The organism is Kitasatospora sp. NPDC056651, from assembly GCF_042792155.1.
Classification (GTDB): Bacteria; Actinomycetota; Actinomycetes; order Streptomycetales; family Streptomycetaceae; genus Kitasatospora.
The window spans coordinates 1-17,854 of the sequence record NZ_JBHTWX010000095.1 but is presented as its reverse complement, the minus strand read 5'-3'; the positions used below and the strand labels follow the sequence as shown (position 1 = coordinate 17,854).

Below are 17,854 nucleotides of genomic sequence, written 5' to 3'. Positions count from 1 at the left end.
CGGCTCAGGCCTCCTGGAGTGCGGGGCGGACGGTCCGGCGCTCGATGCGGCGGTCCTCGGGGTCGGCGGCCACCACCCGGTCGACGTACACCCCGGGCAGGTGCACGGCGTCCGGAGGGAGCTCGCCCGGCTCGACGATCCGGTCCGCCTCCACCAGGGTGATCCGGCCCGCCGCCGCGCAGAGCGGGTTGAAGTTCCGGGCGGCGGCGTGGAAGACGCAGTTGCCGTGCCGGTCCGCGACCTCGGCCCGGACCAGGGCGAAGTCCGCCGTGATCGCCTCCTCCATGAGGTAGCGGCGGCCGCCGAACTCCCGGACCTCCTTGGGCGGGGAGGCCAGGGCCACCGAGCCGTCCGCCGCGTAGCGCCAGGGCAGCCCGCCCTCCTCGACCTGGGTGCCGACCCCGGCCGGGGTGAAGAACGCCGGGATGCCGGCGCCGCCGGCCCGCAGCCGCTCGGCCAGCGTGCCCTGCGGGGTCAGCTCCACCTCCAGTTCGCCGGAGAGGTACTGCCGGGCGAACTCCTTGTTCTCCCCGACGTACGAGGAGGTCATCCGGGCGATCCGGCCTGCCCGGAGCAGCAGACCCAGCCCCCAGTCGTCCACCCCGCAGTTGTTCGAGACCACGCGCAGCCCGCTGGCACCGGAGTCGACCAGGGCGCCGATCAACGTGCTCGGGATGCCGCAGAGGCCGAAGCCGCCGACGGCCAGCACCGCGCCGTCGGGGATGTCCCCGACGGCGTCGGCGGGGGAGTCCAGGACCTTGTCCATGGGGTCACCTCGTGAGGGAGTGGGAGGGGCGGGAGGGAGGGGTGGGTGCCGGAGGGGCGCCCGGGAGGCCGGGGCTGGTGAGCGGGCGGAGGGGGGGCTGGAGGGAGCGGCTGAGACGGGCCGGAACGGTGGGCGGCGGGGCGGAGAGGAGGGCGGTGGGTGACGGCCCGGCGGGGAACGGCGGCCGACGGGCTCGGGAGACGCGCGGAGCCCGCGACCGGCCCAGGGCCGGGCTGGGATCCGTACCTGGGCCGGACCGGGTCGGGCACGCCGCTGGGATGGCTGCCGCCGGACGGGCTCCGCGCCCCTCCACCGTCACCGGGCACGGGCCGCCACAGCCATGGCGTCCACACCCATGGGTGGGTGTGGAGTCGTGTCGGCCGGCCACATCCGGGAGGCCGTGGGGCGGTGACGGTTCGGCGGTATGTCGACTGGAGCCACATCCCGAGGGCCTGATGCGTCGGCCGGGCACATGTCGCCGTTCCCACCGCACACCTACGGTTCCCGCATCCACCCCGCCGCACCCTCAGGAGCCGGTCACCATGCGCAGCTCGACAGCCCCCTCCAGGACCGCCTCCGGCGCCCGCCCTGGCGACTCCCTGACCGGTGACTCCCTGACCGGCGGCTCCCTGACTGCCCGCCCGGGTCGGAAGCTCGCCGCCCTCGCGGCCTGCGTCCTGCTCGCCTCGGGCTGCGCCAAGGCCGGAACGGCCGGGACGACCGCAGCGGACGGTGGATCGAAGGGCCCGGTCAAGGTCGGCCTGGTGTATTCCAAGACCGGACCGCTGGCCGCCTACGGCAAGCAGTACCTGGAGGGCTTCAAGGCCGGCCTGGCCTACGCGACCAAGGGCACCGGCGCGGTCGACGGACACAAGATCGAGTTCGAGGAGCAGGACGACGCGGGCGACCCGGCCAAGGCGGTGTCCGCCGCCAAGGACCTGATCGGCAAGGGCTACAAGGTGCTGGCCGGCTCCACCGCCTCCGGTGTGGCCCTCCAGGTCGGCCCGATCGCCGCCCAGAACAAGGTGCTCTTCATCAGCGGCCCGGCCGCCGCCGACAAGGCCACCGGTCTGAACAAGTACACCTTCCGTTCCGGCCGCCAGTCCTACCAGGACATCAAGACCGCGGCCTCGTTCGTCGGTGACGCCAAGGGCAAGAAGGTCACCGTGCTCGCTCAGGACAACGCCTTCGGGCAGGCCAACGTGGCCGCCGTGAAGGCGGTGCTCGGCGCCGAGGGCGCGACGGTCGACCAGGTGCTCGCCCCGCCGAGCGCCACCGACCTCACTCCCTTCGCCACCCAGGCCAAGACCGGCAAGCCGGACCTGCTGTTCGTCGCCTGGGCCGGTGACACCGCCTCGGCCCTGTGGACGGCGCTCAACCAGCAGGACGTCTTCGCCGACACCAAGGTCGTCACCGGCCTCGACCTGGCCGCCTCCTACCCGCTGTTCGGCCCGGCCGGCGAGAAGATCTCCTTCCTGAACCACTACTTCGACGGCGCCGCCGGCACCCCGGTGGAGAAGGCCATGACCGACGCCGTCACCGCCGCCGGAGGGAAGACCGACATCTTCACCCCGGACGGCTTCACCGCCGCCCAGATGATCGTGCACGCCGTCGAGTCCAACCACGGCTCCGCCGACGACACCTCCGCCCTGGTCAAGGCCCTGGAGGGCTGGAGCTTCGACGGGGTGAAGGGGAAGGCCACGGTCCGCGCCGAGGACCACGCCCTGCTCCAGCCGATGTTCCAGGTCCGGCTGACCGGCACCGGTGCGGCCGCCAAGCCCTCGGTGGAGAAGACCCTGACCGCGGACGAGGCGGCGCCCCCGGTCACTCCGATGGCGGGCTGATCCCGGTGTCCGCCCGTACCACCTCCATCCCTTCCGCTTCGGCGGCTCCGTCCGCGCGTTCGTCCTCGGCGCCCTCCTCCCCGTCCTCCGGGTCGTCCTCCTCTCCGGTGCTGCGTCTGGACGGGCTCGGCTGGGCCGTCCGCGGCGTGCCGATCGTCGAGGACGTCTCCTTCCCGGTCGGCGAAGGCGAGTTCATCGCCTTCATCGGGCCCAACGGAGCCGGCAAGACCTCCCTCTTCAACCTGATCTCGGGCATCTACCCGGCGACCCACGGCAGCCTCCACCTCGACGGCGCGGACATCACCACCGAGGCGGTGCACGCCAGGGCCCGCCGCGGGCTCGGCCGCACCTTCCAGACCTCCTCCCTCTGGCCGGGGATGACGGTCGCCGACCATGTCCGCCTGGCCGCCCAGGCGGCGGCCGGGCCGGGCGCCTCGTACCGGCTCTGGCGCCGCGCCGACCGCTACGAGAAGCAGCTGGCCGACACCCTGGAACGCACCGACCTCAGCCACCGCGCGGACACCCTGGCCAGTGCGCTCTCGCACGGGGAGAAGCGCAAGCTGGAGCTGGCCGTCCTGCTGGTCTCCGAGCCCCGGCTGATCCTGCTGGACGAGCCGATGGCCGGTGTCAGCGCGGAGGAGGTGCCCGCTCTCACCGAGCTGATCCGATCGGTGCACCGTGACCTGGGCCGGACCGTCCTGATGGTCGAGCACCACATGGACGTCCTGCTCGGTCTGGCCGACCGGCTCGCGGTGATGCACCACGGCACCCTGCTCGCCCTGGACACCCCCGATGCCGTGATGGCCGACCCGACCGTGCAACAGGCCTACCTGGGTGAGGCGTTGTGACCTCCTCTCCGCTCTCCGCACAGCGCCCTTCCGGCGCGGCGCACTCGTCCTCCTCGCTGCCGTCCAGCTCTCGGCCGTCCGCCGAGGGTCCTCTCCTCTCCGTGCGTGATCTGCGCGTGGTCATCGACGGGCTGCACATCCTGCACGGGGTCGACTTCGACGTCGCCCCCGCTGGGGTGACCGCCCTCCTGGGCCGCAACGGCGCCGGCAAGACGACTACCGTCAAGGCCGTCATGGGCTTGGTGCCGCGCACCGGGAGCATCCGGCTCTCCGAGGCCGAACTCTCCTCCCTTCCCACTCATCTGGTCGTTCGTCATGGCATCGGTTACGCGCCCGAGGACCGGGGAATCTTCGCCGGCCTGACGGTCGCCGAGAACCTCCGTCTCGCCGAGCGCGCCGCCGGAGGCGGGGGCGGGGCCGGTGAGCCGAACTATGCGCTCGTCCACGAGCTCTTCCCCGAACTCAAGCAGCGGGCCGGACAGTTGGCCGGAACGCTCTCCGGCGGCCAGCAGCAGATGGTGGCGATCGGCCGGACGCTGCTCAACCGCAACCGGCTGATCATCGCCGACGAGCCCACCAAGGGTCTGGCCCCCAAGATCGTCGCCGAGGTGGCCGAGGTGCTGGCGCGCGCGGCCGAGGCCGTGCCCGTCCTGCTGGTCGAGCAGAACCTCGCCCTCGTCCGCCGACTGGCCGGCACCTGCGCCGTCCTGGCCGACGGCCGTACCGCCCACCGCGGAGACACCGCCGAGCTGTTGGCCGACGAGGAGGCCGCCCGCCGCCTGCTCGGCGTCGGCTCCCGCCACCCGCTCGCCGGCGGGCCCCGGCCCGCCGTATCCCCGGCCGCCCCCGTCGTCACCGCCGAGGTGAAGCCCTGATGGACACCGTCGTCCTCCTTTCCTGTACCGGACTCGGTCTCGGTGCGCTGTACTTCCTGGTCGCCTCCGGTCTGTCGTTGATCTTCGGTCTGATGGACGTGCTCAACTTCGCGCACGGCGCCCTGCTCTCCATCGGCGCCTACGCCACCTGGTGGGCCGGTGCCGAGGCCGGCCTCTCCTTCTGGCTCGCGGTGCCGTTCGGCACCCTGGTCGGGACGGCCGCCGCCGTCCTGCTGGAGCTCTTCCTGATCCGGCCGCTGTACAGCCGCCCACGCGACCAGATCCTTGCCACCGTCGGGGTCGGGCTCGCCGTACCCGCCCTGCTGATGGGGATCTGGGGCGCCGACTCCCGCCCCTTCCCCCAGCCGGACCTGCTGTCCGGCACCTGGCACGTGCTCGGTGCGACCGTCCCGGTCAACCGCTTCGTGCTGGTGGCCGCCGCCGCGCTCCTGCTGCTCGCTCTTCGGTTGTTCCTCGCCCGCACCCGCTACGGGCTGATCGTCCGGGCCGGCGTCGAGGACCGGGCGATGGTCACGGCGCTCGGCATCGACGTCCGGAAGGCCTTCACCCTCGTCTTCGCCCTCGGCGGGGCCGCCGCCGCGCTCGGCGGAGCCCTCGGCGGCCTCTACTTCGGTTCGGTCAACCCCGGCCAGGGGACCGGCCTGCTCATCTTCGCCTTCGTCGTCGTGGTGATGGGCGGCATGGGCTCCGTGACGGGCGCCGCCGTCGCCTCGGTGGGCGTCGGCCTCGTCCAGCAGTTCGCCAACTACTACACCGGCGCCGGGCTCGGCGACCTCTCGGTCGTCGTCCTGCTCGCCGTGCTGCTTCTGGTCCGACCCCGTGGACTCACCGGGAGGCTCGCGTGAGCGCCGAAACACCGATCACGAGCACCGGTGGCCGCGAGGCCGACCGCAGCGCCGCCGTCCCGGCAGGGGGGACTTACACCAGCCCTGCCGTGACCACCATGCCAGCAGAGGGGACTGACACCAGCTCCACTGACACCGCCACTGTGGCAAGGGGGACTGACACCGGCCTTGCCGAGACCCATTGTGAACACAGGGGCGAGTCCGGCGCCATCCCTCGAACGGGTGATTCAGTCACTAACCGCTGGACAGGCGTGCACAGAGCGCTACGCTGGTGGCCGATCGCTCTGCTGATCACGTTCCTTGTCGCCCCATACAGTGCGCTTCCCCTTCCGGGACTGCTCGACGGCCCGCTCGGCAGCCCCGGCAGCCTCCAACTGCTCGCCCTGTGCGTGCTCTACGGGGCCCTCGCCACCGGCTACGACCTCCTGCTCGGCCGTACCGGCCTGCTCTCCTTCGGCCACGCGCTCTACTTCGCGACCGGCCTGTACGCCACCGACCTCGGCATGCTGGAGCTGCGACTCCCCTTCGCCGCCGCCGCGGTGTTCGGTGTCGCCTGCTCCGTGCTGCTGGCCCTGCTGCTCGGCTCGGTCAGCCTGCGGGTCACCGGCATCGGCTTCTCCATGGTCACCCTCGCCTTCGCCCAGGCCGGCTCGATCCTCGTCCAGCGCAACCCCGGTGGCGTCACCGGTGGCGAGGAGGGCCGCTCCGCCCCGGCCGACCTGCTGCCCTCCGGCCTGCTCGGGATCGAGAACACCGCCAACCTCTACTGGATCGCCGTCGGCTACCTGGTGCTGACGGTCGCCGCGGTCCACTGGGCCGTCAAGTCGCCGATGGGCCGGGTCTGGGAGGGCATCAAGGAGAACGAGCGCCGGGTCGAGGTGCTCGGACTGCGGCCCTACGGATACAAGTTGGTCGCCTTCGTCCTGGCCGGCGGGCTCGCCGGGCTGGGCGGGGTGGTCTACCTGCTGCTGACCGGTGGCGCCACCCCGCAGGCCGCCACCTCGGACGCCACGCTCGCGCTCCTGGTCATGGTCGTCCTCGGCGGCTCCGGCACCCGCTGGGGCCCGCTGCTCGGCGGGGTCCTGTACACCTGGGCCGGACACCGGCTCGGAGACCTCGCCAACTCGTCGACCGTCGCCGACCTGCCCGGCGTGCTGCGCGTGCCGCTCTCCCAACCCCTGTTCCTGCTGGGCGCCCTGTTCGTGGCCGTGGTCTACCTGCTGCCCGGCGGCCTGGCTAGACTGCCCGCCCGCATCCGATCCGCCCGATCCGCCCGGTCCGCCCCGGCGCCGGCCGGCCTCGGAACCGCCCACCCCACCGGAGGTACCCCCGCGTGAGCCAGTCGCCGCTGAAGCCCGAGGAGTTGACCGTTCCGGTGTCCGGCGGGGAGCTGGCCGTCCTGCGCTGGCCCGCCGAGGACCCGGGGGCCCCCACGATCGTGGCGGTGCACGGCATCACCGCCAATGGCCTCGCCTGGTACGAGGTCGCCCGCCGGCTCGCCGGTCGGGCCACCCTGCTCGCACCCGACCTGCGGGGCCGCGGCGCCAGTCGCTCGGTCGCCGGACCCTACGGGCTGGCTCGGCACGCCGACGACGTGGCCGCGCTGATCGGCGCGCTCGGCTCGGGGCCCGTCACCGTGGTCGGCCACTCGATGGGGGCCTGGATCACCGCGCTCGCCGCCGTCCGGCACCCCGACCTGGTCCGCCGGGTCCTGCTGGTCGACGGAGCGGTGACCTTCCCGCTGCCGGAGGGTGTCCGCGAGGAGGACGCCCTGGCCGCGGTGCTCGGCCCCGCGCTGGCCCGGCTGTCCATGACCTTCCCGGACCGGGACGCCTACCGGGAGTTCTGGCGCGGGCACCCCGCCTTCGTCGGCGAGTGGACCGAGGGCATCGACGCCTACACCCAGCGCGACCTTGTCGGAGCGGAGCCCGAACTGCGCTCCTCCTGCGTGCTGGAGGCCGTGCAGACCGACGGTGCCCAGGTCCTGCTCGACCCGGACGCGGCCGCCGCCGCGCACGCGCTGCCCTGCCCGGCCGAACTGCTCTGGGCCGAGCGTGGCCTGTTCGACGAGCCGCAGGGGCTCTACAGCCACGAGCGCCTCGGGCTGGCCGGGCTGGACCCGGAGCGGGTGCCCGCCTCGCCGGTGCCGGGCACCAACCACTACTCGATCCTCTGGGGCGAGTCCGGGGCGGAACGCATCGTCCGCACCCTGCTCGCGGACGCCGTCACCGTCGGTTAGCCGACCGGCCGGCCGGCGGGGCACCCCCGTCGGCCGAAGCCGGCCCCCGTCCCCGCGCCCCCGCGTCCGCCCCGGTTCCGCTGCCCCCGGAGACGCTGCCCCGGTTCCCCCGTCGCCCCCGGTCGTCACCCCGCCGCCGCCCTCCGGCGCGTCAGCCCGCCGTGCCGAGGAAGCTCTGCCAGCCGCCCGCGGGTGCCTGGCCGACGTTGAGCGAGCGCAGCTTGCGCAGGGTGGACTGGTCCTGTACCTCCAGCCACTCGACCAGCTGCTTGAAGGACACCAGCCGGACGTCGGGCTTGTTCGCGACGGCCTTGAGGGTCTCCTCGACGGCGTCCATGTAGATGCCGCCGTTCCACTGCTCGAAGTGGTTGCCGACGAAGAACGGCGCACGGTTGCTGCTGTACGCGCGCTCGAAGCCCGCCAGGTAGGAGTTCGCGGCCTGGGTGCGCCACTCGTCGTACTTGGCCGGGTCGCCCTTGGTGCTGCCCTTGGACTGGTTGGCCAGGATGTTGTAGTCCATCGACAGGACCTGGAAGCTGTGCCCGGGGAACGGGATGGACTGCAGCGGGAAGTCCCAGACCTTGCCGTCCTGCACCTTCTGCGGCCATATCTGCAGGCCGCCCGAGGAACTGGCGTCGTACTTCCAGCCCAGATTGGCGATGGTCGGCAGCAGCGCCTTCTGGCCCTCCAGGCACGGGGTGCGGCCGCCGATGAGCTCCTTCTTGTAGTCGAAGGGGAGCGGGTCGACGTCGGTGAAGCCGGTGTTGGTCCGCCACTGGGTGACGAAGCCGATCGCCTGGTCGATCTCGCTCTGCCAGTCCTCGGGGGTCCACATGTTGACCCCGTTCTTGTCCGGACGGCTGGAGCAGAAGTGCCCGTTGAAGTGGGTGCCGATCTCGTGCCCGGCCAGCCAGGCCTGGCTGACGAGCTTGAGCGTGCTCTTCACCGCGCCGTCCGACAGGTACGGGATGTCGGAGGCGCCGACCGAGTGCTTCGGCGGGTGGTACAGGTCGGCCTTGCCCTTGGGCAGGGCGTAGATGCCCGAGAGGAAGAAGGTCATGGTGGCCTTGTACTGCTCCGCCAGCTTCAGGAAGCGGGGGAACTGGCCGTCCTCGGTGCCGCCCGCGCCGTCCCAGGAGAAGACCACGAACTGTGGCGGCTGCTCGCCCGGCTTGAGCTTCTCGGGCTTGGGCTGGTTCGGCTGCGGGCCGGTGTCCGCGTTGGAGCCGTCGCCGATCGGGGTGCCCTTGGGCACCACCGCCTGGGTGGGGTCGCCGGTGCGGCCCTGGGTGGTGCTCACGCCGGGGGAGCCGGGAGGGGCGGAGTTCTGACCCGAACCGGATCCGCCGCTGGAGCAGGCCGTGACCGCGCCGAGGGCCGCGGTCGCAGCGGTCGCACTGAGCACCGTCCTGCGCGAGATGCTGGTCATGGTCTCCCCTGGGTGCCGACGCCGGTGGTGAGGGCGACGCATGGTCGCACCGGTCAAATCGGGCAATTGATGAGTATTCCGCCGTTAGCATGTCATGTCGCCGCGACGGTCACCAAGGTCGCCGAGCGCTGACAACTGTCAACACGCCGGGCATATCCGGCTGGGCTGCGGGAATTCATCGACTGTTGCCGTCCTGTGACGCTTCCCGTCCCGCGCGGCCCGGGACGTCACGCTACCGCCGGTCGGTCTGCTCCCTGCCCGGGTTCGTCAGCGTCAGGCCCGGTTGACCGCCCTTTTGGGAAAACTTTTGCCCCTCGCTGGGGCGGGCGGCGCGAAGCCGCCGCGGGATGGTGCGAGACGGTGTCGGCAGGGCAGGGCAGGGCAGGGCAGGGCGGGAGAGGACCGGTGCGGTGCCGGCCGCCGGGCGGGCCGTCAGAGTGCGGCGAGCCGCCGGGTGCGGCGCACGACCCGCGCGATCGCGGTGCTGATGGCGGTGGCCGCCGCGCAGGAGACCGCGAGGCTCAGCCAGGCGGTGTCGAACCAGTGGCTGTTCAGCCAGCCCAGCGTCACGATGTACGCGGCCCAGACCAGCGCCGCCAGTGCCGACCAGTGCAGGAACCGGTGCGGATGGGCGGGGGAGTGGCCGATGGCCAGGTCGAGGACGGTCCGACCGGCCGGGACGAACCGCGCGATCACCACGATCGCGGCCGCCGCGCCGTGGGGGCGTTCGATCAGGGCCCGTTGGACCCGGGTCACGCTGGCCGCCAGTTTCGGCCGCCGGGCGAGCCGGCGGTGCAGCACCGGGGCGCCGCGCCGGGCGAGGTTGAGCAACAGGAGATCGCCGAGGAAGGAGGCCACCGCCACGCCCAGCGCGAGCATCACGGGGGCGCCGTTGATCTGCGAGGTCTTGAGCACCGCCAGGATGACCAGCGTCCCGCTGGGGATGAAGGGGAGCAGGGCGTCTCCGAGCACGGCGAAGAGCGCCAGCGCGCAGATCCACGAGGATCCGATCGCCGCCACGAAGTTCAAGGCCCTTTACTCCCTCCACGCCGCCCGAGGGAGCAGGTGGCTGCTGGGGTCAACGCTAGCGCCTCGACTTTTCATGCCCTGAAGCACCCCGGTATGCCGGAGATCACGGCTGCTGATTCCGGCCGTGCCCTAAGGTCGCGTCCCGAGGCGGCACCGGGGCCGCGAGCCGTGCGTGCGATCCGGCCGCGGCGCGCGGGCCGGGCGGTGGAGAGCGGCCGCACACGGAACGAGCCCCCGGGGCGGGGTGCCGCGCCGAGGGCTCGCAGCGATCGTCGGTGCTGGTCCAGCCCGACGATCTTGCTGGTGGAGGGCGGATCCCGTTCGGTGGTCCCGCTCCTGGTCCCCAGCCTGCCGGACTCCGGCCCCTTGGCGCGAGGCCTGGCGCTGGCGATTTCCGGCGGTGGCGGGAAGTCGCCAAACGTGTTCGCCCGCTGGCTCTCCGTCAGTCGGGTGGCCGGCCGGGCGGCCGTACGAAATGGCCGAAACCGACCCGGACCGTGGCGGGACGGAACCCGCGACCGAACCCGGGACAGAACCCGGGATACGGGAACAGTGAGCCCCCGGCCGTGGTTGACCCCGGTCGGCGCCGGCGGACCGGCAGGGCCACCCGAGCCCGCACGGTCACCCACGAAGGCCGGCTCAAGAACAGCCAGGAGGGCGGACGGAATGACCACCGAGGACCAGCAGGAGCAGCGGACCGGGCCGTCGGCCGACGCGGCGATCCGCGGCACCGCCCGCGGAACGGCACCCGCCCCGCTCTCGATCCTCGACCTGGCCACCGTCGGCGTCGGCCACACGCCGGCCGAAGCCCTCGCCGCCACTACCGAACTGGCCCGCCGGGCCGAACAGTGGGGCTACCACCGCTTCTGGGTCGCCGAGCACCACGGCATGCCGGGGGTGGCCAGCTCGACCCCCGCCGTCCTGCTCGCCCACCTCGGGGCCAACACCACGACGCTGCGGCTCGGCTCCGGCGGCGTCATGCTCCCCAACCACGCGCCGCTGGCCATCGCGGAGCAGTTCGGCCTGCTCGAAGCCCTGCACCCCGGACGGATCGACCTCGGGCTCGGTCGCGCCCCCGGCACCGACCAGGCCACCGCCAGGGCGCTGCGCCGCGGCCTCACCGAAGGCGCGGACGAGTTCCCGCAGCAGCTCGCCGAGCTGACCCACTTCCTCGACGGCGACTTCCCGGACGGTCACCCGTACGCCCGGCTGACGGCCGTCCCCAGGGGCGAGGGCCGCCCGCCGATCTGGCTGCTCGGCTCCTCCGGCTTCAGTGCCCAGCTGGCGGGCCGCCTCGGCCTCCCGTTCGCCTTCGCCCACCACTTCAGCAGCGCCAACACCCTCCCGGCACTGGACCTCTACCGGTCGTCCTTCCGCCCCTCCGCCGTGCTCGCCGAGCCGTACTCGCTGATCGGCGTGAGCGCGGTCGCCGCCGACGACGAGCCCTCGGCCCGCCGCCTCGCCCGCTCCGCGGCCCTCGGCATGCTCCGCCTGCGGCGCGGCAACCCCGGCCCGATCCCCACCCCGGAAGAGGCCGAGCAGTACCCGTACAGCCCGGTCGAGGCCGACTTCATCGACAACTGGCTCGACAACGTCGTGCTCGGCGACCAGGGCGGGGTCGCCGACGGCCTGGAGGCCCTGCGCAAGCGGACCGGTGTGGACGAGTTGATGGTCACCTCGCACATCCACGGCCACGAGGCCCGCCTCCGCTCCTACGGCCTGATCGCCGAGGCGTACGGCCTGACGGCAACGGCCTGACCGGGCTCGGAGGGGCGACACCGCGCGTGGGCGGGCGGGGACACGCCGGCGGACCAGCCGGGAGGCAACCGGCCGCGTCACCGCGAGCCGCACGCCGAGCCCCGAACCCCCAACCCCGAACCCCGGGCCCGATACCGTGCGCGCTCCGAGGCCCGACACCCCGGTTCCCCACGTGCCCCGAAACCCCCGCCCCTGGCGCGTCCTCATGGCCGCCGGGCGGCGGCTACCGGTTGCCGCCGTTGAGAGCGGGGCGCCCGTCGCGGAGTATGGCGGCGACCAGCGCGGCTTCGCCGGGGCGGGCGAAGTACCAGCCCTGGGCGGTGTCGCAGCCGGTCAGGCGCAGGCGTTCGGCCTGGGCGGCGTTCTCGATGCCCTCGGCGGTGACGGTCAGGCCGAGGGTGTGGGCGAGCTGCACCATGGCGCCGACGATCTGTTCGTCCGCGTCGCTGCGACGGGAGCCGAGTTCGGGGCGGCCGGGGCGGTCCGCCGGGGCGGGCTCGCGGAAGCCCTCGATGAAGGTGCCGTCGAGCTTGAGCACGTGGACCGGGAGCCGGGAGAGGTAGGCCAGGTTGGAGTAGCCGGTGCCGAAGTCGTCGATCGCGATCCGCACGCCCATGTCCGCGAGCGCCTGGAGCGCTTGGAGGGGGCGGCCGCCGGGGCCGAGCAGGGCGCTCTCGGTGATCTCCAGCTGGAGGAGCCGGGCGGGCAGGCCGGTGCGTTCGAGGGCCCGGGCGACGTCGGCGACGATGTCGGAGTCCCAGATCTGGCGGGCGGCCAGGTTGACGCTCACGAAGGTCTCGGTCTCGGGGAACTCGCTGAGCCACTGCCGGGCCTGGCGGCAGGACTCCTCCAGCACCCAGGTGCCGAGCTGCACGATCGCGCCGGTCTCCTCGGCGAGCGGGATGAAACGGTCCGGGGAGAGCGTCCCGTAGCGGGGGTGGCGCCAGCGGACCAGGGCCTCCGCGCCGTGCACGGCGCCGTCGGCCAGGCCGACCAGCGGCTGGTACTCGATGGTGAACTCGCCGCGCTCCAGGGCCGGGCGCAGCGCGGTGGCGAGCAGTTGCCGGGTGAGCTGGTGGGCACCGCGGTCCGGGTCGTGGAGGGTCCAGCGGGCGCGACCGTCGGCCTTGGACCAGTAGAGGGTGGCGTCGGCGTCCTTGACCAGGTCGGTCGGGGTGGTCTCGTGGACGGACCGCTCGACCACGCCCACGCTGGCGGTGATCACCAGCCGGTGCCCGGCGATGTCGAAGGGGTGTTCCAGGGCCTCCAGGATCCGGCCGGCCAGCCCGGTCAGCTGCTCGCTGCCCAGGCTGTCGGCGACCAGGACGGCGAACTCGTCGCCGCCCATCCGGGCCACCAGGTGGGTGTCGTGCCCGTCGAACCCGCACCGCAGTCGGGTGGCGACGGCGATCAGCAGCTGGTCACCGATGTGGTGGCCGAGTGCCTCGTTGATCGTCGCGAAGCCGTCGAGGTCCAGGTAGCAGACTCCCACCCGGCGTTCGCCCGGCGGCCCGCCCGGGGTCGGTCCGCCAGACGGTGCGAGGCAGGCGGCGTCGAGCCGGTCGAAGAAGTAGGCCCGGTTGGGCAGCCGGGTCAGCGGGTCGTGCAGGGCCTGGTACTCCAGCCGGTCGCCGAGCCGGCGCTGCTCGGTGATGTCCTCCACCAGCGCGAGGGTGTAGAGCGGATCCCCGTCGCCGTCCCGGATCAGGGAGACGGTGACCTTGCTCCAGACGGTGTGGCCCTCGCGGTGCTTGAGCTGCTTCTCCACGCGGAACCGTTCCCGCTCGCCGCCCACGAGTTCGGTGAAGAGCCGGTCGGGCATGCCGTCCGGGTCGATGATCTCGTACAGGCGGGTGCGGACCAGTTCGCCGACGCCCCGTCCGATCAGGGCGGCGAAGGCGGGGTTGACCTCGATGATCCGGTCCTCGGGATCGATCAGGGCCATGCCGATGACGGCGTCGCAGAAGGCGGCCCGGAAGCGGGACTCGCTGGCCCGCAGCGCGGCCAGCGGCCGGCCGGTGTCGCCGTCCTCCCGGTGGTCGGGGCCGTCGGGTCGTTCCCGGTAGGTGCCGCCGGTGAGCGGGGCCGAGCAGGTGGGGCAGAACAGCGGCTCGGGTTCGGTCAGGGTGCCGCAGGCGCTGAGGGCGGGGCCACCGGCCGGACCACCGGCCGGACCACCGGAAGGACCGTCGGAAGGACCGCCGGCGGGCCCGTCGGAAGGCCCGGAGGCCGGTTCCCGGACCGGTGCGGCGAGGTGGCGGTGGCGTGGCGATTCCTCGTGCCGCACGCCCGGGTGGTGTGCGTCGGCCCCCTCGTTCTGGCCCGGCACGGCTTGCTCCCGTCCGCTGCTGACGCTTGACGATGGTCCGGCCGGCCAGTCGGGACCCGGTGGCCGGCTCCGCACTCTGCCGCGGTCCTCGGAGTCGGTCCGCTGCGGGGCCGCCCGCCGTTGGGGCGCCGGAGCGTGGGACCCGCCTGAGGGACAGGGCGCTGCGGCCGATCATAGGCCGCGACGGCAACGCGCGGTGACCGCCGCCAGGGTGATTCGCCCGCTTTGTGATCATGAATGGCGGTACGTGCAGACGCCCCCGGTGCACATCACATGACGTGCGTCAGGGGCGCGTGCGCCGAAGCCACGCCCCTGGGCGCCGGTCGCGCGCCGGAAACCGGGCGGAGCGGGCCGGGGAGCCGAGGGGCGGGCATCGGATGGAGCGGTGGGTCAGGGGAAAGAGGAGAGAGGGGGCGGCTCAGGCGAGCTTGGCGGTGAGGGTGATGGTGGTGCCGGCCAGGGCCTTGCTGACCGGGCAGTTGGCCTTGGCGTCCTCGGCGGCCTTGACGAAACCGGCCTCGTCCAGGCCCGGTACGTCACCGGTGACGGTCAGGTGGATGCCGGTGATGCCCTCGCCGGGCTGGAAGGTGACGTCGGCCCGGGTCTCCAGCTTGGTGGGCGGGGTGCCGGCGCCGGTCAGGCCGTGCGAGAGGGCCATCGAGAAGCACGCCGAGTGGGCGCCGGCGATGAGTTCCTCCGGACTGGTCTTGCCGTTGGCCTGCTCGGCGCGGGACGGCCAGGAGACGGGGTACTCGCCGATCCCGGAGGATGCGAAGGTCACCAGCCCCTTTCCGTCGAGGAGGCCGCCCTCCCAGGCGGTGCTTGCGGTGCGGGTCGTTGCCACGATCGGTTCCTCCAGTGCTGAGGGAGTGTTCGAGCGGTCACTTCCGGTCATGCGGGGCCCAGCCTACGGGCAGACCCCGCCCCGGCCCGGTGCGTCACGCCGCCGACGCCACTCCACCGCGCCACCGCCGACCGGGCCCTCGCCGACCTCGCTGACCTGGCCACCGCCGACGCCGCTCCACCGCCCGCCCGCCCCCGCCGAGGCCGGCCCGGCCGATGTCCGGATACTGGACGCTTCCGTCCTGCGGTGTGAGGCCGGAGCGGGGGCCCTGTTAGATTTGCCCGGGCCCGAGCCCGGCCGCCGTACGGTCGGGCGCCCCACCAGACACCGGGAGCCGCCCCGATGACGGACCAGCCCACGACCCCCGAGAACGGCCTGCCCGAGGGGATCGACGACGCGGTAAGGGCCGAGCTGACCAGCCTGCGCCAGAGCATCGACAACATCGACGCCGCGGTGGTCCACATGCTGGCCGAGCGCTTCAAGGCGACCCAGCGGGTGGGCCGGCTCAAGGCCGAGCACAAGCTGCCGCCGGCCGACCCGGCGCGCGAGCGCGACCAGATCAAGCGGCTGCGGGAGCTGGCGGCGGGGGCGAAGCTGGACCCGGTCTTCGCGGAGAAGTTCCTGAACTTCATCATCGCCGAGGTGATCCGCCACCACGAGGCGATCGCCCGCGCCTGACGCTCGCACCGCACTCGAGGTCCGCACCCGAGCCTCGCACCCGAGCCCGTTCCGCAGAGCCTGGTGATGGCCCGTACCGGCCCCGGGGCGCCCGCCGGTGTCGGCGGCGGCTAAATGCCCGATTTCGTCACGCTCCACGGTTGGCGTAGCGTGCAAGTTTCCCCAGCCGGAGAGGTGGAGCAGCGACGATGGCGGTGAACCTGCCCGAAACGCCCAGCGGAGCCCCCAGCGCTTCCGCCGACCAGCACGCCGCCCGAGGCGCCGCGGACGGCCCCGAGGTGTCCGGCGGCCGCGCCGAGGCCCGCCGTCGGGCGCGTGGTTCGCGTGGCCGCAAGGCCGGACGCTCCGGTCGGCGTCCCCGGCCGTGGTGGATCGAGCTGCCGGTCATGGCGGCGGTCGGCCTGGTGGTCGCGCTGCTGATCAAGACGTGCCTGTTCCAGGTGTTCACCATCCCGTCCGGCTCGATGGAGAACACCCTGCGGATCGGCGACCGGGTCGGGGTGAACAAGCTGGCGCCGTTGACCGGCTGGGAGCCGGAGCCGGGGCAGCCAGTGGTGTTCAAGGACCCGGGGGGCTGGCTGCCGCCGCAGCCCACCGACCCGAACCCGTTCACCAACGCCGTGAGCTCGGTGCTCAGCTTCGTCGGCCTGGTGCCGCCGAAGGACGACAACTACCTGGTCAAGCGGGTCATCGCGACCGGTGGCCAGACCGTGCAGTGCGAGGGCAACACACTGACCGTCGACGGGCGGAAGGTCGACGAGCCGTACCTGCACCCCGGGGACGACTCCTGCGCCGGGCTGAACTTCGGACCGGTGAAGGTGCCCTCGGGCCACGTCTGGGTCGAGGGCGACCACCGCAGCGACTCGGCGGACTCCCGCTACCACCAGCACGGCCCGGGTGGCGGCGCCGTGCCGGTGGACAACGTGGTCGGCCCGGTGTCGGCCGTCGTGTGGCCGCTCGATCACCTCGACTGGTTCGGCTGGACCGGCCGCTGACCCCACGGCCGCCGGTCGTGGAGCCGCCGGTTCCTCGGGCGCCGATCCCTCAACCCGAGGCCTCACCGGCACCGGCACCGGCACCGGCACCGGCCTCGCCGTCGTCGGACCGGGGGCCCGCACCCACCTCCGCGACGTCGGCACGTCCCGCGTTCGCCCCGGTCCCAGCCCGGGTCCCGGTCCCGGTCTCGGACCCGGTTCCGGCCTCCGTCGCAGCCCCAGCCCCAGCCCCGACGTCCGCGGGCTTGCCGGTCTGTGCCGCGAAGGCGCCGGCCAGCACCAGCAGACCGCCGGCGATCTGCGGCAGCCCGAGGTGCTCGCCGAGCAGCACCCAGGCCGTCACGGTGGCGACCACCGCCTCCAGGTTGGCGACCACTCCGGCGACCGGCGGCGAGAGGTAGCCGACCGAGATCACGCCGGTCAGGTAGGCGAGCACGGTCGCGATCAGGACCATCCAGACGGCCGGGAGGAACGCGGGCAGGGCGTGCCCGTTCATCACCACCGACCCGCCGAGCTTCCCCCAGTCGGCCTGCCACGGCCGGGTGACGGCGGTGAGCAGCACGGCGCCGAAGAGCAGCCCGAACGCGCTGACGGCCAGCGGGTCGACCGGGCGGTCGCCGCGCCGGCCGGCGTCGGCGAGCACGAAGTAGCCGACCTGGCAGCAGGCCGCGCCGAGGGCGAACAGCACGCCCAGCGCGTCGAAGCTCAGGCCGTTCCAGACCTCGACCACGCAGGTCAGCCCGGCCACCGCGACGCCCGCGCCGATGGCCGCGCCGCGGGTGATCGGCTTGCGCTGGACGAACTTGACGTAGCCGATCAGCAGCGGCGGCCCGAGGTACTCGATGAGCAGTGCGACGCCGACCGGTATCCGGGAGATGGCGGCGAAGTAGCAGGCCTGGACGCCCGCCACGGCGAGCAAGCCGAAGCCGATCAGCAGGCCGGGGCGGCGCCGCAGGGCGTCCCGGTGCCGATAGGCGACCGGGAGGAGGGCCAGCGCCGCGCCGGTGACCCGGAGCCAGACCACGTGCAGGGGGGAGAGGCCGGCCTCGATCAGCGGCTTGGCCGCGGTGCCGGAGCCGCCGAAGGCGAAGGCGGAGACCAGCGCGAGGCCGAGGCCGAGGGTTCTGCCCGAAGGGAGGGTGGGCGAGGCCGTTGATCTGTGCACGGCCGCATTGTGGCAGTCATTCCAATGATCGGGTAAGGCGCCATTCCGTCATTCGGTCCTGCTGGCAACTGTGCGGAGTGGCGCACTCACCCGGTCCTCAAAGCCTGGATCCCCCAGGACTCCGATCCCTCGAAGCCCGGATCCCGAAGGGGCCCCGGTCCCCGAAGGCCCCGGTCCCCGAGGAAACCT

At 73.1% G+C, this 17,854-nt stretch carries 15 protein-coding genes; 9 read left to right on the top strand and 6 right to left on the bottom strand.

Translation table 11 applies throughout. From position 1 onward, the window contains the following. Positions 1 to 4: 4 nt before the first annotated feature. A complete protein-coding gene (locus ACFRAR_RS29235) occupies positions 5 to 766 on the bottom strand; it encodes a CoA transferase subunit A (RefSeq protein WP_380701536.1) in 762 nt (253 codons plus the stop codon). Positions 767 to 1,308: 542 nt separating this feature from the next. Between ACFRAR_RS29235 and ACFRAR_RS29230 the strand changes: the two genes are divergently transcribed. The 6 genes from ACFRAR_RS29230 to ACFRAR_RS29205 all read left to right on the top strand — a co-directional run bounded on the left by ACFRAR_RS29230 (position 1,309) and on the right by ACFRAR_RS29205 (position 7,438). Continuing rightward, a complete protein-coding gene (locus tag ACFRAR_RS29230; RefSeq protein ID WP_380701534.1) occupies positions 1,309 to 2,610 on the top strand; it encodes a substrate-binding domain-containing protein in 1,302 nt (433 codons plus the stop codon). Positions 2,611 to 2,717: 107 nt separating this feature from the next. Then, entirely contained in the window at positions 2,718 to 3,458 is a 741-nt protein-coding gene (locus ACFRAR_RS29225; protein WP_380701532.1) for an ABC transporter ATP-binding protein, read from the top strand. A 101-nt stretch (positions 3,459 to 3,559) separates the two neighbouring features. After that, positions 3,560 to 4,333 carry an ABC transporter ATP-binding protein gene (locus ACFRAR_RS29220; RefSeq protein WP_380701530.1) on the top strand — a complete coding sequence of 258 codons (774 nt, stop codon included), beginning with the start codon at positions 3,560 to 3,562 and terminating at the stop codon, positions 4,331 to 4,333. Then, a complete protein-coding gene (locus ACFRAR_RS29215; protein WP_380701528.1) occupies positions 4,333 to 5,199 on the top strand; it encodes a branched-chain amino acid ABC transporter permease in 867 nt (288 codons plus the stop codon). The genes ACFRAR_RS29220 and ACFRAR_RS29215 overlap by 1 nt, the downstream gene beginning before the upstream one ends. 209 nt (positions 5,200 to 5,408) lie before the next feature. After that, positions 5,409 to 6,536 carry a branched-chain amino acid ABC transporter permease gene (locus ACFRAR_RS29210; protein WP_380701574.1) on the top strand — a complete coding sequence of 376 codons (1,128 nt, stop codon included), beginning with the start codon at positions 5,409 to 5,411 and terminating at the stop codon, positions 6,534 to 6,536. Beyond that, positions 6,533 to 7,438, top strand: coding sequence for an alpha/beta fold hydrolase (locus ACFRAR_RS29205; RefSeq protein ID WP_380701526.1), 906 nt, complete (start codon positions 6,533 to 6,535; stop codon positions 7,436 to 7,438). The genes ACFRAR_RS29210 and ACFRAR_RS29205 overlap by 4 nt, the downstream gene beginning before the upstream one ends. A 151-nt stretch (positions 7,439 to 7,589) precedes the next feature. Here ACFRAR_RS29205 and ACFRAR_RS29200 read toward each other — a convergent pair whose 3' ends face one another. Further along, positions 7,590 to 8,867: a hypothetical protein gene (locus ACFRAR_RS29200; protein WP_380701524.1), complete on the bottom strand. Its 1,278-nt coding sequence runs from the start codon at positions 8,865 to 8,867 to the stop codon at positions 7,590 to 7,592. A 432-nt stretch (positions 8,868 to 9,299) separates the two neighbouring features. Then, positions 9,300 to 9,887, bottom strand: a complete 588-nt coding sequence (locus ACFRAR_RS29195; protein ID WP_380701572.1) for a DedA family protein — start codon at positions 9,885 to 9,887, stop codon at positions 9,300 to 9,302. Positions 9,888 to 10,562: 675 nt separating this feature from the next. Here ACFRAR_RS29195 and ACFRAR_RS29190 point away from each other — a divergent pair. Then, positions 10,563 to 11,654, top strand: a complete 1,092-nt coding sequence (locus ACFRAR_RS29190) for an LLM class flavin-dependent oxidoreductase (protein ID WP_380701522.1) — start codon at positions 10,563 to 10,565, stop codon at positions 11,652 to 11,654. 223 nt (positions 11,655 to 11,877) lie between these two features. Here ACFRAR_RS29190 and ACFRAR_RS29185 read toward each other — a convergent pair whose 3' ends face one another. Next, positions 11,878 to 13,983: a putative bifunctional diguanylate cyclase/phosphodiesterase gene (locus ACFRAR_RS29185; protein ID WP_380701520.1), complete on the bottom strand. Its 2,106-nt coding sequence runs from the start codon at positions 13,981 to 13,983 to the stop codon at positions 11,878 to 11,880. A 418-nt stretch (positions 13,984 to 14,401) separates the two neighbouring features. Then, positions 14,402 to 14,827, bottom strand: a complete 426-nt coding sequence (locus ACFRAR_RS29180; protein ID WP_380701518.1) for an OsmC family protein — start codon at positions 14,825 to 14,827, stop codon at positions 14,402 to 14,404. Positions 14,828 to 15,169: 342 nt separating this feature from the next. On the opposite strand from ACFRAR_RS29180, the gene ACFRAR_RS29175 reads away from it, so the two are divergent. Both ACFRAR_RS29175 and lepB read left to right on the top strand, forming a co-directional pair. Beyond that, entirely contained in the window at positions 15,170 to 15,505 is a 336-nt protein-coding gene (locus ACFRAR_RS29175) for a chorismate mutase (protein WP_380701516.1), read from the top strand. Between the two features lie 188 nt (positions 15,506 to 15,693). Continuing rightward, positions 15,694 to 16,500, top strand: coding sequence for a signal peptidase I (lepB, locus tag ACFRAR_RS29170; protein ID WP_380701514.1), 807 nt, complete (start codon positions 15,694 to 15,696; stop codon positions 16,498 to 16,500). A gap of 49 nt (positions 16,501 to 16,549) precedes the next feature. On the opposite strand, the gene ACFRAR_RS29165 is transcribed toward lepB, so the two are convergent. Further along, the gene (locus ACFRAR_RS29165; RefSeq protein ID WP_380701512.1) at positions 16,550 to 17,665 is read right to left on the bottom strand and encodes a DMT family transporter; all 1,116 of its coding nucleotides are present in this window, start codon (positions 17,663 to 17,665) and stop codon (positions 16,550 to 16,552) included. Between the last annotated feature and the right edge of the window lie 189 nt (positions 17,666 to 17,854).